At 36.0% G+C, this 15035-nt stretch carries 9 protein-coding genes and 1 other RNA gene; 4 read left to right on the top strand and 6 right to left on the bottom strand.

The window, feature by feature from the left end:
* The first annotated feature begins 1086 nt into the window (after positions 1-1086).
* Positions 1087-2163, top strand: coding sequence for a sensor histidine kinase (locus AB1Z56_RS16220; protein WP_426789651.1), 1077 nt, complete (start codon positions 1087-1089; stop codon positions 2161-2163).
* 11 nt (positions 2164-2174) lie between these two features.
* Positions 2175-2876 (top strand): LytR/AlgR family response regulator transcription factor, encoded by a 702-nt coding sequence (locus tag AB1Z56_RS16215; protein WP_313269966.1) that lies wholly within the window; start codon positions 2175-2177, stop codon positions 2874-2876.
* On the opposite strand, the gene AB1Z56_RS16210 is transcribed toward AB1Z56_RS16215, so the two are convergent.
* The 6 genes from AB1Z56_RS16210 to AB1Z56_RS16185 form a co-directional block, all read right to left on the bottom strand.
* Positions 2843-5962: a lantibiotic dehydratase gene (locus tag AB1Z56_RS16210; RefSeq protein ID WP_426789650.1), complete on the bottom strand. Its 3120-nt coding sequence runs from the start codon at positions 5960-5962 to the stop codon at positions 2843-2845. The two genes, AB1Z56_RS16215 and AB1Z56_RS16210, sit on opposite strands and share 34 nt — an antisense overlap.
* Positions 5955-6338: a hypothetical protein gene (locus AB1Z56_RS16205; RefSeq protein WP_426789649.1), complete on the bottom strand. Its 384-nt coding sequence runs from the start codon at positions 6336-6338 to the stop codon at positions 5955-5957. Before AB1Z56_RS16205 ends, AB1Z56_RS16210 begins: the two co-directional genes overlap by 8 nt.
* A gap of 23 nt (positions 6339-6361) precedes the next feature.
* A complete protein-coding gene (locus AB1Z56_RS16200) occupies positions 6362-6520 on the bottom strand; it encodes a hypothetical protein (RefSeq protein WP_313269974.1) in 159 nt (52 codons plus the stop codon).
* A gap of 1165 nt (positions 6521-7685) precedes the next feature.
* Positions 7686-8053: a transfer-messenger RNA gene (gene ssrA, locus AB1Z56_RS16195) on the bottom strand.
* A 328-nt stretch (positions 8054-8381) separates the two neighbouring features.
* Entirely contained in the window at positions 8382-10412 is a 2031-nt protein-coding gene (locus AB1Z56_RS16190) for a M3 family metallopeptidase (RefSeq protein WP_426789648.1), read from the bottom strand.
* 171 nt (positions 10413-10583) lie between these two features.
* On the bottom strand, positions 10584-11789 hold the full coding sequence (locus AB1Z56_RS16185) for a pyridoxal phosphate-dependent aminotransferase (protein WP_426789647.1): 1206 nt from the start codon (positions 11787-11789) through the stop codon (positions 10584-10586).
* 267 nt (positions 11790-12056) lie between these two features.
* Between AB1Z56_RS16185 and AB1Z56_RS16180 the strand changes: the two genes are divergently transcribed.
* Together AB1Z56_RS16180 and lepA are read left to right on the top strand one after the other, a co-directional pair.
* Positions 12057-13046, top strand: coding sequence for a cation diffusion facilitator family transporter (locus AB1Z56_RS16180; protein WP_309366026.1), 990 nt, complete (start codon positions 12057-12059; stop codon positions 13044-13046).
* Positions 13047-13193: 147 nt separating this feature from the next.
* Complete coding sequence (gene lepA, locus AB1Z56_RS16175; protein ID WP_309366025.1) at positions 13194-14984, top strand: translation elongation factor 4; 1791 nt, start codon at positions 13194-13196, stop codon at positions 14982-14984.
* Positions 14985-15035 lie beyond the last annotated feature (51 nt).

The raw sequence follows: 15035 nt of genomic DNA, 5'->3' as shown, positions 1-15035 counted from the left end.
GGAAGTCCAAAGATGCAGTCAGTTCGCCGCAGGCTCTTATGAAGTTGATGCTCCGGATAATAAAGGACATTTCTAAAAGTGGACAATGCCAGTACACAACTGGGGTTTGATTATATCCCAAATTCTACATTAAATTTGAGGATAGGCTCAAACTTGATGGATGCTTTTAGAATTAAGTTAATTATCCGATGACATAGTTCGAGTTACACTCCCTTGACTGTATTATAAAATTTGGTCATCAGCTTAAGGTCTTCCTTCGAAAATTACCTGTTTTAATAAATTAAATCATTTGCTCAAAAAATTAATTTGGTGAAGGTTAGCCAATATCGGCTTATGATATCGCTTTTTTTATTTGCAAACATGGAAAATAAGATGTTTATTGTTTTTTTATGCTCAGGCTTGAGTTTTGCTATCGCATTACCCCACAACATCATTCTGTTTTATCTCAATTAACTTGTCTGGCGTTCGGCTAAAGATTTTGTATCCTCATTGATTGTGAAATGAAGTGAAGTTGTTTAGTCGTTCGCTAATACTTTATACATTTTAAAAGCTTTTTACTTTTCTTTCGGAGTGTAGTTGGGAAGTAATCTGTTTAATTCCTAACAATTGGGAAATGTTGTTGGTGAAGTGTAGTCGATTGTAACTATTATTTCAATAACGGGTAAATCTATTTCTAATATAAGTTAAACTATTTTATAATTTGACTGTGAATTTACAATAATGCGGTTTGTGCATTACAATCTTTGAATCATAATTTTTTTATAACAACTTTCTATATTAACAACTTCTTTCATAAGCTCGGGATTACGATGTGGTATTAATTTTTAAGCATTTACGGTCAAATATTGGTGGACGATATGCTTAAATGAAAAATAAATATGGGCAATAAAACCTTATATATAATTTTTAAAGATACAATTTGAACTATACTTTTGAACATTGGACCTCGGTGAATTATTTATAATGCTATCGCTATAATTATTATTATTTATTAAATTGAATGTTTTATGTATTTTTTATTTACATTAGGGTAACTAAAATTATACTAAATTAAATGTTTTGGCAGTTTATTATAGCTCGTAATTAATGGTAAGTGAGATTATTTGGGGAAAGTGGTATAAACCAAGAATTAGGATTATAGTCCATATTCTGTTTTGGCTGTTAGTAACAATCTTATATTATCTTACATTAAAAAGACTCGCGGGAGACTATGTCAAGTTTCTCGTAATTAAAGAGCTTTTAGTAACTGGTAGTCTTTTTTATTCAGTAAACTGGATTATTTCAAAATGGGTATCAAAAGGAAGAATAGGTCCATTAATAATTTTCTTTGTGTTTGCATACTTTTGGTGGCTATTTTGGACCTATTTTGCCTGGGATCTTTTGGAAGATATTGTACCATCTTCTGACGTTCGTGTAAATAGGTATATGCATTTTTGGCTTGATAATGGATATTTGGGGCTTTTCGCTTTTGAAAAATTTCCAGTATTCATTTTGGATTTTCTATTGCTTGTCTCAGTGCCTCTTACCCCAAAAATGATTAAAGTAATAGTCGAGGATTCTAATAAACTTGTGGCTTTGGAGAGGGACAATTTAGCAATGGAATTGGAGATGTTAAAGTCTCAGATTTCTCCGCATTTTTTGTTTAACACACTAAACAGTATTTATAGGATGTCAGAAACAGGAGATCTTAAAACGTCGGAATCAATAATGCGATTGTCCAACATGTTGCGCTACCTGCTTTATCAGACAAATGATGAAAAGATTCTATTGTCAAAGGAACTGGAATTCCTTCAGGACTATTTGAACTTAGCAAAGTTAAGATTTGGAAATACTACCAAAGTCGAGTTGGAGCTGGAAAATATTGATGAACCCTATAAAATTTTGCCCCTTATTTTGATTCCCTTTGTAGAGAACGCCATTAAACATGGGCCTGAAAGAAGTAGGAATGATTCATGGATAAAAGTCTCTCTGAAATTGATAGATAACAAATTGGATTTTGTCGTATCAAATAGCGTCAACACAAACAGTGAAAAGCCAATACCTGGTGGCATCGGGCTGAAAAATGTTTCAAGAAGGCTGGACCTTCGTTATTTGAATAACTATACTTTAGATATTGAAGATGTGGGAAATTTTTACTCAATCCATTTGATAATTAAGCTTTAAAAATTTGTTTTATGATAAAATGTATTGTAATTGACGATGAGCCGTTGGCGCAAGATTTACTAGTTTCGCAATTGATAAAAATACCGAATATTGAACCAATTGCTGTTTTTGACAATGCCTTTGATGCAATGAAATTTATAAAAACTAAAGACGTTGATTTGGTTTTCTGTGATATCCATATGCCAGATATGAATGGTATTAGTCTCTTAAAAAGTTTGTCGAAGCCCCCTTTATTCGTTTTTGTGACCGGAAATCCCGATTATGCCATTGCAGGATATGAATTAAATGTGTTGGATTATATTCTTAAACCATTTGATGTTGAACGTTTGGTTAAAACCGTAAATAAGGCACAGGCTGTTCTTAATTATAGCAACTCTTCAGTTAAGGATTATTTAATAATTAAAGATAGATCCCACTTAATCATTACTCCTTACAATGAGGTTTTTTCTATAAAGGGAGACAAAGATTATGTCTGGGTAGAAACTCTTGAGAAAAATTACAATGTTTACAAGAAGCTTATAGATATGGAATCTTCACTCATTAATGCAAAACAGTTTGTTAGAGTCCACAAATCCTATATTGTTAACCTAGATTTTGCAAAAAGAGTAGAAGGCAATGTTATCGTTATGAAAGGAAGCATTCAGGATATACCAATTGGAAAACAATACAGAAACGACCTTTATAGAAGATTAGGAGTTTCAGGTAGCGACTGATCAGATTTCTTTATTTCAGAAATAAGAAACTTGCACAGGAAGTGGTATATAACCATTTCTTGTTGTCTTTGTTGAGTGTAGAATATTCTATTAAGCAACATGTGCACTAATGAAGCAACAATTTCCCTTGGTCTAAGCAAATAATCGCTACTTGTTAGACATTGGATATGGAGTGATTTAAGTTTTAAAAAGTGTTGCTCCAAGATGGCTTTGATTCTTCCGTCTTGGTAAATAGTGTTGTTAAAAAAGTGGCTTATCTCTTTATAATTCCTCCGATAATTTTGGTCGAGTGTAAATTTGAGTTTATGGTACCTATTGAATTCATTATAAAAACCCTCATTTAGAGTTTTAAGAAAATTTAGCTTTTCTTGGCTTTCAAAACCAAATGCAGAAAGCAAATTGTTGGTAGAAGCCATTGCAAATTTCCATCGAATATGTTCTCCATATTGTTTCACAATTGGAAGAAAATTCAAGAGAATATTACTCTCTAGTTCGAAAATTCTTTCGCAATTCTCGATATTATTGGGCCCATAACGCTCTAGTTCCCTTTCGTATGTGTCGAAGATTATACGTGATATTCTGCCTTCCATAACCAGTTTGCCTAAGACATTCTGGACAGATGTTGTGATCTTTAAGTATGATTTCGCTATATCTTTGTTTAATTTAAAGCGAATGCGAATATGAGGTTCAGGATCGTAATATCTAACAAAAAACCATTTTTGAATTAATTTTTCCTTTGTAAAAGTTGAAATAAATGCCTTTATCTGGTCAATCAGAATATTGTCACCTTCTTTTTCGCCACAATATATTTTAAGATAAAGCCATTCACTACCGGGTATAAACTTTCTAACTATGTGTTTAGAAGCAGTATAATATAGTTTCGTCTTAATAGCTAAAGAATCGCCAAGCAAAGGAAATATTACTTCGTTAGTTACCATATTTCCTTTCGAATCGATGATAGGACTCTCAAATGAGTCGTAAATATTCTCATACAACATGAGATCCCTCTTTTTTAATTCCTTTAACAATATTTTTATGCCAATATCATTTCGTAAGTCGATCATTAATTCATTGTCTCCATGTACTAGCAAAACTTTTTCTGGTAATCCGTAGGAAGTGATCAAAAAATTGGCTTTTTGTCTGTCGTCGTAAGTATTGATGGCATCAAAAATATCTCTATCTATCCTCCACTGAGCACGGGAAAGAATTAAATGTTTATATTCTACTCTAGGAAGAAAAGTTCTGTTGTATTTTTTTCCCCAGTCCCAAACGAAATAGATAGGGTTGTCTTGCCTTTGGAGGTCACATAGAAATCTATATATTGTCATACTATAGTGAAAGTTGTGGGCACTGCTTAATCTGGGAAGGATGACTTTATTTAGCCTTTTGGATCTTAGTTCAATTCTTCCATTCACAATCCTCAACAATAGATCATTTAATAAAATGGTATGGTCCTGATCCACGGCAGCTTGTCCAATAATTGGAATTTCATACTTAAATAAGCTTGGTCTCGTTAGAATATTACCTGCTTTCCCTTCCGGGAAAAATACTATTTCAGCGATAATAGCCTCGCCCGCAAGTTCTTCTTCTGCTTCAGCACATTTTTTTAGTTTATTTGTTAGATCGGTATCTAAGTGACTGAATCTTGTCAACAAAGGTAAACTTGAAATTCCCCCTGCTGTTAAAAGATTAAATTTAAGATCATCAGTGCCGCAACCATCCTTGATAGAAAGCAGATTTCCGAGTAAATAGAACCCTAATGGTAAAGGTTTATCCGTTGTTTTATCTATTCTATATTCTTTTAGGTTCTTTTCTTTGATTTGGAAAACATTTTTCTGACTATTATTTTTTATATATTGTTTTTCAAAATAATTTTGGATCAATCTATCTTTGTCTTGAGGAACCTCATCATAATTTTCAACTAGACCGTCGAGCAACGGACAATTCTCATCATTAATTTCATTTTTACTGCCATATCCAATGCCAAAATCTTCATCGAGTGCATCTAATAATGGTATTTCCTGTTCTCCATATTTGGTACTGAACTTATTTATGAAAATATCTAAATCTGATATCGAATCTAACTTGAATAAGTCTTGCAATTCAAATAATTCTTTAGTTATTGTATGAATAAATTTGACATCTATGGTTCCACTGGCTATTTTTCGTATTAAATCAGCTTGCAATAAATTTTTAGGTTTATTTTGTAGCAAATGCTCATAATTAATAATTTCTTGGATAGATAAAGAGGTGTTTTTTTGTTGAATCTGTCTGATATGATTCGTTAATTGTGAAATCGGTTTGGCTAAATGTGTATCAAAGGAAATACTTTCAATTTTTAAGAGTGTGTTGAGTGGAGAATTCGCTGTTGTTATTGGCTCTGTTTCCAGAATGAGGATTTTCAATCCAACTAATTCCTCAACAAATTGAATAGACTTCTCTTTTGGTATTCCTAAGTCAACAAGCTTTTCAATAATATTTAGATGGCTCATGCCCTCTTTACAGATGTCCAAAACAATATTTATTAACGGATTGTATTTAATTCTTGACCAAGTAAAGCTCCGTGATTCAGTTTTGTCATCGAAGTCGATATAAGTTAGATAGTCTTTTTTTGTTGATATCGTAGTATTGGGATATAAGCATAAACTTCCTAAAGAAGCTATGTCTTTTATAAGCGTTTTGTTTATAAGATCCAAGACACTTAGATCAGGTCTGAATTTTGAGACAAATTTATCTGAAAGAATTAGTTTCGTATTAGCATTGGATACTGCTGCCAAGCTTATCGCAGAAAATAGACCAAATGGTGTTGGCCTAATTGTCATTCTACCAATGTACTTATACAGGGTGGGGAGAAGGTCTCTAGTTTTTTGATTAAAAGGAGAACTCATAGCAGCTTTAAGCTGTGAATGGAATTCTTCACTGGCTATAAAAATTGAATCAAGAACCTGAGATTCTGATAGTAGTTTTAGAGCAAATTCCCAAAATTTCTCTTCTGTCGGAAAAGCGTTCATTTGCTTGAAATAGAAGTAAGGTAATCTTGGACTTCGAATAATGAAAAAGTCGGGAACCTTAATTTTTTTATTCATTAACAAGGCTCAATTTTTCGATTACATGATCTACGCATTTGCTGAAATTCTCAAATGATATCGGCTTCAAAAGCTCAAATTTTTCTCCGATTGGAATGGCTCTCTTATAGTAACTCAATGGAATCGCTGATATTATTATTATTATTATATCATTTGGGATTTTGTCATAGCTAAAGTTATTCTTCTCTCCATAAGGAATAATAAGGTCGAGAAAAATTATAGATGGAGAATATTTGTGCAGTAATTCTTCTACTTCTGATAATTGAGTACCAGTAGCTAAAAGTGTTAGATCATTTCTTCTATTGATATAATCTTCTAACATTTCAATGCCTAAGACATCGTCTTCAACAAGTAAGCATGTAAAATTATTCCCCATCTTAATACATTCAGATTTATTCCTTAGAATATCATGGTGCTAGTTTGTGTAGCTGAGCTAACTGTGGGGTCAGTCTCATCAAATATCCCCTTATTAGACCCGTTGTTTTGGTTTGCACTTGCAATAGTTTCTTTTTCTATCTTAAGAAATTGCTCAATTTGTTCTTTGGTTAATTTTTCCATGATCGTTTCGCTTTACTGATTTATTTTACGAAACTCGTTCAATTGATTTTGATAAAAAAATAATTTCGACAAACGGATTTTCGAACTATACAAACCGTTTTTTTTGCTCTATATTTAATTTTGGAATAAAAAACAGTCTATTTTTTTGTTGTTTAATGGTCGGGAAAATTAATCTATTGGTGTAGGTCATAAGGTAGTTGGTCGAAAAAAGTTGTTTCAATACCCTATTTATGATATATTTAGAGGTAATGAGGAGAAGCTGGTTGGTGTTCCAATTTTGACTTCATTGAAATAAAAAATCAAATACAGATATTGATAGACGCCATTTGGGAATGAGAAAAAGATATTGTGAAAATTTCAGGATTAGACTTGTAGGTTTCTACTAAAATAGGTGTTTTGTACTTCTGTATTTATGAGGCAAGAAGTAGACTTCTGAAACGTAGAATTTAAAGGATAGGTGATCGGATTACATATTAGCGTTTAATATCCGACCTTTATAAAGTTTACCTTTATTCGAATACTTAATTATATCGGACTAAAAAATTCTAGACCTATGCAATTTCCTAAAGAAATTATATATTCCGATTTTGGTCCACAAGTAAATGGTTATTTAAAATTGAAGAAGTATTTTGTCCTCTAGAATATTTAGATTGTAAAAATGGTGTGATAAATTAAACTAAATTTTTGAATTCTTTTAAATCTAACATGATCTATTTCCTTTCTAGTTTTACTGAAATTATGGGGACTTCTACTAAAAAGGCAAAAACAGCATTATCATAATTCATATTGACCAGTGATAAGATTTACTCTTTAAAATTATGGTTGAGAAGTAGCATGGAATTCGCAAATTGTTTCTGTAAATATTGTCAATCATAGAATCTCTATTAGATAATTGTGGGAAACTAAATGAAAAGTTACTACGAGAACTGCCACTATCAAAATAGACCTTATTTATAGGAAAGGCCTATTTAAGAAGAATGTTGAAATTGTCAAACTGAGATTTGCTAGGAAAGCAGGAACTCATTAAAATGGTGTTCGACAACTCTTTATACTATGAAAATGGTATCCATCGAACTCCGTATGCTATGGAATCTTGTATTTGTAATGAATTGAAAATGCTGTTTGGATTATATAAAAAGCGGGATAATTGAAAAATTATCCCGTCAAGTGGAGCTGGAGAGATTCGAACTCTCGTCCAGTCATGGTACTGTATACGCTTTCTACATGTTTAGCTTCTCTTTAATTGTCGAGCGAGGGAAGGTGAGTCGCTTACCTATACCGTACGCCGTAGTTGCTGTTTCTCACAAGTGCTTAGCAACATCACACTTGCCAGTTCTATTGTTCGATGCCCCGAATGTTAAACCAAAGAACAGGATCTAACGGGACAAATAGCTATGTTAAGTCTAACTTAAGCAGCTAAGGCGTAGTTTTCTTCGCCAGTTATAATTCTGAAAGTTTAGATTAAAGTGCTCTACTAACAACGCACTACATGCTTACATAACCGTCTCCATCCTGTCAATTCCGGTCAACCCCAATTATGTCTTACAAAGATACTATTTTTTTGCTTAATCGGCAAGATATGCGCGGTTCTTGTTTAATACTTTGATTCTGAATGGAAAACAATTGATGCTTTTATAATATTGTTTAAGATCAGGTATGGCCAGTATAAAATCTGCAGAATTGGCTAAATCCTGGCGTTGCTTGTAATAATACAGTGCTAAATAAAAAGTCATTTGATTAGCTGAGTGCTCGTGTATTTTTACAGGGGCTTTGATAGGCAAGGAAGTTCCTGATGGAACTATGTTTCTAATAAAAAAGCTGGATGTAATATCCAGCTTTTTTTATGATTTGATCAATCCAATTATTTGATCAATCCAGCTCTTTTCAATAAAGGTTCAACCGAAGGTTCCTGTCCGCGGAAGCGTTTGTATAGAACCATTGGATGTTCGGTGCCACCTTTTGAAAGAACATTATCTTTGAATTTGGTCGCGATTTCCTTATTGAAAATACCATTTTGTTTAAAGTAGTCAAATGCATCGGCATCCAGTACTTCGGCCCATTTATAGCTGTAATAGCCCGAAGAATAACCGCCATTGAAAATATGGGAGAAGGCAGTACTCATGGCATTTTCCTCGACATCGGGATAGAGTTTTGTCGAGGAAAACTGTTCATCTTCGAATGCTTTCAGATCCGAGATCGCTGTTGGATCCTGTCCATGCCAGCCCATATCCAATAGACCGAAGCTTAATTGGCGCATTGTCGCCATTCCCTCAAGAAATGAAGCGCTTTCGCGGATCTTTTCGACAAGTTCCATCGGGATCACTTCACCAGTTTCATAGTGTTTGGCAAATAGCTCAAGGGCCTCTTTTTCGTAGCACCAGTTTTCCATCACCTGACTCGGTAACTCGACAAAATCCCAATACACAGATGTTCCAGATAGTGTAGGATAAGTGCTGTCAGCTAGCATACCATGTAAGGCATGTCCAAATTCGTGAAATAATGTGGTTACTTCCTGGAAGGTCAACAGCGAAGGTTTTGATGCTGTAGGACGCGTAAAATTGCAGACAATAGAGACATGCGGACGCTCTTGCGTGCCATTTTGAATGTATTGTGGTTTGAACGATGTCATCCAAGCTCCATTTCGCTTTCCTTTACGCGGGAAGAAATCGGCATAGAAGATAGCGACTAATTCACCGTTGTCTTTACTGACTTCAAATGTTTGAACTTCTTCGTGGTAAGTATCTATTGTATCGACTTCTTTGAAGTTGATGCCAAATAAGCGATGGGCTACTTCAAATGCGCCTTGTAAGACATTTTCGAGTTTGAAATAAGGTTTGAGCTTTTCATCGTCCAGATTAAAGCGTTCTTGTTTCAGCTTTTCGGCATAATAGGCACCATCCCATTTTTCCAATTGGTCTATGCCATCCAAGTTTTTTGCAAATTGGGATAATTCTGCAAATTCCTGCACTGCCGCTGGTTTCGCTTTTCCGAGTAAATCATTTAAGAATTCAGTGACTTTGCTTGGGTTTTGTGCCATACGTTCGGCAAGGACAAAGTCCGCATGGGTTGCGTAGCCTAATAATTTGGCCCGTTCGAAGCGAAGTTTTACAATTTTCAGGACATTGTCCACGTTATTGTACTCATTGTCCTGAAATGCTTTGCGGCCTGCGGCGAGGGTAATTTCTTTGCGAAGTTCCCGATTGTCGGCATAAGTGACAAAAGGAAGATAGCTTGGAAAATCCAGGGTAAAAAGCCAGCCTTCTTTTTCGTTGGCTTTAGCCAAAGCATGTGCAGCCTCTATGGCACCCTCTGGAAGTCCAGCAAGATCTTTTTCGTCTGTTAGCAACAGCTGGTAAGCATTGGTTTCGGCCAGGACATTCTCTCCGAATTTCAATTTTAAAAGCGATAGCTCGGTATCTATTTCGCGGAGCTTTTCTTTTTGTTCATCATTTAAAAGTGCACCGTTACGTACAAAATCCTTATAGGATTTTTCCAATAAGGTGGTTTGCTCTGCCGTCAATGTCAGTTGATCCTTCTGATCGTATACAGCCTTAACCCGTTTGAAAAGATCGAAATTTAAGGTGATATCATTGCCTAAAGCAGATAGTTTTGGGGCGACATCCTGTGCGATCTTTTCAAGATCGGCGTTGGTTTCGGCGGAATGGAGATTAAAAAAGATATTGGACAAACGATCTAATGTCTGCCCCGAGTAGGACATAGCAGCAATAGTATTGTCGAAAGTTGCCGTTTCGGGATTGTTGACGATCGCATCGACTTCATCTTTTGTCTTCTGAATAGCCTCATCAAATGCGGGAATATAATCTTCGTTTTTTATCTGTGAAAACGGAGCTGTGTCATGCTGCGTTTTAAATTTTTCTGTTAAAATACTCATAGAAGTAAATGTAATAAATATTTATTTCAAGCGATAGCATCTGCTTAAATTTTGGAGCTGAGATGATATTTGACCGAATAAGAGTTTAGGCTATGTCGAAAATGTATGGGAAAATTGGAACTGCATAAAAAAAGAGCTCAGAGGAGCTCTTTTTTATATTTGGATAAGAGATTAGGCTAGTTTTCCTAATGCTTCTTTGATTCTTTTTAAAGCTTCGATCAAACTTTCGTCTGAAGCTGCATAGGACAAGCGGATGTAGTTGTCGTTACCGAATGAATCTCCACCTACAGTGGCTACGTGACCAACATTCAATAAGTACAGTGCCAAATCAGATGAGTTTTTAATAACATTACCATCTTGGTCTTTTTTACCAAAGAACGAAGAGATTTCAGGGAAGAAATAGAATGCACCCTCTGGAAGATTTGTTCTTACGCCTGGGATTTCAGTCAATAGATCGTATACCAATTGGCGACGACGAGCGAAAGCTTCTTTCATTTTGTTGACAGATTCTAATCCTTGTTCATAAGCGACGATACCCGCACGTTGAGAAATTGAACAGGTACCTGAGGTTGTCTGTCCTTGTAATTTATCATTTGCAGCAGCAATGGTTTTGTTGGCAGCGATATAACCTAAACGCCATCCAGTCATTGCAAATGCCTTTGAAAAGCCATTGATGATGATTACTCTATCTTTGATACTTTCAAATTGTGCGATGGATTCGTGTTTGTCTACAAAGTTGATATGTTCGTAGATTTCATCGGATAGGATAAATACCTGTGGATGTTTTTCGAAAACTTTAGCTAATGCAGCCAATTCATCTTTGCTGTAAACTGTTCCAGTAGGGTTGTTTGGCGAAGAGAACATGAACAATTTGGTTTTTGGTGTAATTGCCGCTTTCAATTGTGCTGGTGTAATCTTAAAGTTATTGTCGATCTCTGTATTGATAAATACCGATTTTCCTTCTGCTAAAACGACCATTTCGGAGTATGATACCCAATATGGTGTTGGGATAATTACCTCATCACCTGGGTTGATCAAAGTCAAAATTACATTAGACAGGGATTGTTTTGCACCTGTAGAAACAACAATTTGAGAGATATCATAATCTAAATTGTTTTCTGTTTTCAACTTGTTTACAATTGCCTGGCGCAATTCAGGGTATCCCGGTACCGGCGAGTAACGCGTCCAGTTTTCATCTAGGGCTTTCTTCGCTGCATCTTTTACATGCTCAGGGGTGTTGAAATCAGGTTCACCTACGCTAAGGCTAATTACATTAACGCCTTTTGCTGCTAATTCGCGGCCCAACTTGGTCATTTTAAGTGTAGCCGATTCGGACAAATTATTTATCCTGTCTGATAAGTATGATGATGTGCTCATGGTAAGACAAAGATATTACATACGTTGCAAATAATCTTCTTTATTTTTGAGAATTTACAAAGAAAAGTAGCTCTTTTATTGGGCTTTTTTAATAAAATGGCTGTTGAAGCGATTTAGCACAGTTATTTAATTGATCCCCGGCGTTGGATGTTCAAAACTAATCGTTCTGATTTGTCGTTATATCTTTACCTTTGCGCTCACAAAAATGTTGGCTGGACCTCATTTCATCATTTGCTCATAGAAGGTTTCATATAGAAGATAAGCATCATGTCAAGACAAAGAAGATTGGTTTTATTATCGCTTTTTACGGGAATAGGTTTGATGATTGTGAAGTTTTTTGCCTACTTTCTAACGGATTCCAGTGCAATCTTTACAGATGCGGCAGAGAGTATTGTTAATGTGATTGCTTCGGGTTTTGCATTTTATAGTATTTATCTTTCGGCGCAACCCAAGGACGAGAATCATCCCTACGGCCACGGTAAAGTGGAATTCTTTTCGGTATTTCTGGAAGGTGGACTTATTTTTATTGCTGGTGGCATTATCTTAGCCAAGGCTTGTTACAATCTTTTCTTTCCTGCGGCGTTAACACATCTTGAACAAGGGATTTATCTGATTGGTGTTACATCTGTGATCAATTTTGCCGTAGGATTCTATATCATGAAGCGCGGGCGTGCATTGGGCTCCATTACCTTAGTGGCGGATGGAAAACACCTGCAGGTAGATGCCTATAGTACGGTCGGATTGATACTGGGTTTATTGTTGATGAGACTGACAGGTTTCCAATGGATCGATGTGGTCATCTCAATTGTACTGGGGCTTTTTATACTCTTCAATGGTTATAAGCTACTTCGTCAATCCATCGGTGGATTGATGGATGAATCGGATATTGCCCTTGTGCAAGATGTCGTTGAAATCTTGGAACGTAATCGAAAAGATAAATGGATTGATGTTCATAATCTTCGTGTACAGCGTTATGGGAACGAACTCCATGTAGATTGCCATCTCACACTTCCCCGTTACCTTGACCTGATCGAGGTGCACGATGAAATCTCTGCTGTCGATAAAATTGTCAATAAAGAGATGTCGGTGCGGACTGAATTTTTTGTTCATGCGGATCCCTGCCTCCCGCAGTGCTGTCAATATTGTCAGGTCGGCAATTGCCCGATTCGTTCGGAGCAATTCCGAGAACGGATTTCTTGGGATACGGAAAATGTTACGCGGAATCAAAAACATTTTTTATATGCTATTGCCGAATAGCGAATGCGGCATCTTTCTCCTACTTAAATAGGAATAGCGTCTAGCCTGATTTCTTCGCGTATAGTAAACTAAAAAAAAGCTAGTTTATATAAATATATATAAAAAAAGGTATCTTTGCCTTTTAGCAAAAGAGTTTAAAAATCCTATATGAAGCACATTCGTAATTTCTGTATTATTGCGCATATTGACCATGGCAAAAGTACTTTGGCAGACCGCCTTTTAGAGTATACCAATACCATTAGTCAGCGTGAAGCACAGGCACAATTACTTGATAATATGGATTTGGAACGTGAACGTGGTATTACAATCAAGAGTCACGCCATCCAAATGAATTATAAAAAAGATGGTCAGGAGTATATCTTGAACCTGATCGATACCCCAGGACACGTGGATTTTTCCTATGAGGTTTCGCGTTCAATTGCTGCCTGTGAAGGCGCTTTACTAATAGTAGATGCATCTCAAGGTATTCAAGCACAAACTATTTCAAATTTATATCTGGCGTTGGAACATGATCTGGAAATCATTCCGATCCTCAATAAAATGGACCTTCCCGGTGCTATGCCTGAAGAAGTAAAAGATCAGATTGTGGATTTGATCGGTGGTGACCGTGATGCGATTATTCCTGCGTCCGGAAAAACGGGTCTTGGTGTTCCGGATATTTTGGAAGCTATTGTGAAACGTATTCCACATCCAGTGGGTGATCCTGATGGACCTTTGCAAGCCTTGATTTTTGACTCTGTTTTCAATTCTTTCCGTGGTATCATGGCTTATTTTAAAGTTGAAAACGGTGAAATCCGTAAAGGTGACCGCGTGAAATTTGTTGCTACTGGGAAAGAATATTTTGCCGATGAAATTGGTACACTGAAATTGAATCAAGTACCCAAAGAAGTCATTAAGACCGGTGATGTAGGTTATATTATCTCGGGTATCAAAGAGGCACGTGAAGTGAAAGTAGGGGATACCATTACGCATAAGGATCGTCCTTGTTCTGAGGCTATCCAAGGGTTTGAAGAGGTGAAACCGATGGTCTTTGCGGGTATTTATCCTGTAGATACGGAAGATTACGAGGAGTTGCGTGAATCGATGCACCGTTTGCAGCTGAACGATGCTTCTTTGGTGTTTGAACCAGAGTCGTCAGCAGCCTTGGGTTTCGGCTTCCGTTGTGGTTTCTTGGGTATGCTTCACATGGAGATTATTCAGGAACGCCTGGAACGCGAATTTGACATGACGGTAATCACGACGGTTCCCAACGTATCCTACAAGGCCTATATGACCAAGGATAAAGAGGAGGTGATCGTGCATAACCCATCTGATCTACCTGATCCAAGTAAATTGGATTCAATCGAAGAGCCCTATATCAAAGCTAATATTATTACGAAATCGGATTTCGTAGGACCAATTATGTCACTTTGTATCCAGAAACGTGGTACAATCATGAATCAGCATTATTTGACTTCAGATCGTGTTGAATTGGTTTTTGAAATGCCAATGGGAGAAATTGTATTTGACTTTTATGATAAGTTGAAAACAATCTCGAAAGGTTATGCTTCATTTGATTACCACCAGATTGGTTATCGCAAGTCAGATTTGGTAAAATTGGATATTCGATTGAACGATGAACCTGTAGATGCCTTGTCGTCGTTGATACACCGAAGTAACGCCTATGATTTTGGTAAAAAGATCTGTGAAAAACTAAAAGAATTGTTACCACGCCAACAATTTGAAATACGTATCCAAGCATCAATCGGTGCAAAGATCATTGCCCGGGAGACGATCTCAGCTTTACGTAAAGACGTTACGGCAAAATGTTATGGTGGTGATATCTCACGGAAGCGTAAGCTTTTGGAAAAACAAAAGAAAGGTAAGAAACGCATGCGTCAGGTTGGGAACGTAGAGATTCCGCAATCTGCATTTATGGCGGTATTGAAATTAGATTAATCAAAATAACACAATAATAAAGGAGCTCTTGGGCTCCTTTTAAATACAATA

The organism is Sphingobacterium sp. WOUb80, assembly GCF_050058145.1.
Lineage (GTDB): Bacteria > Bacteroidota > Bacteroidia > Sphingobacteriales > Sphingobacteriaceae > Sphingobacterium.
Note: the sequence above shows the minus strand (reverse complement) of the source record. Positions and strands in the feature narration are given on the sequence as shown.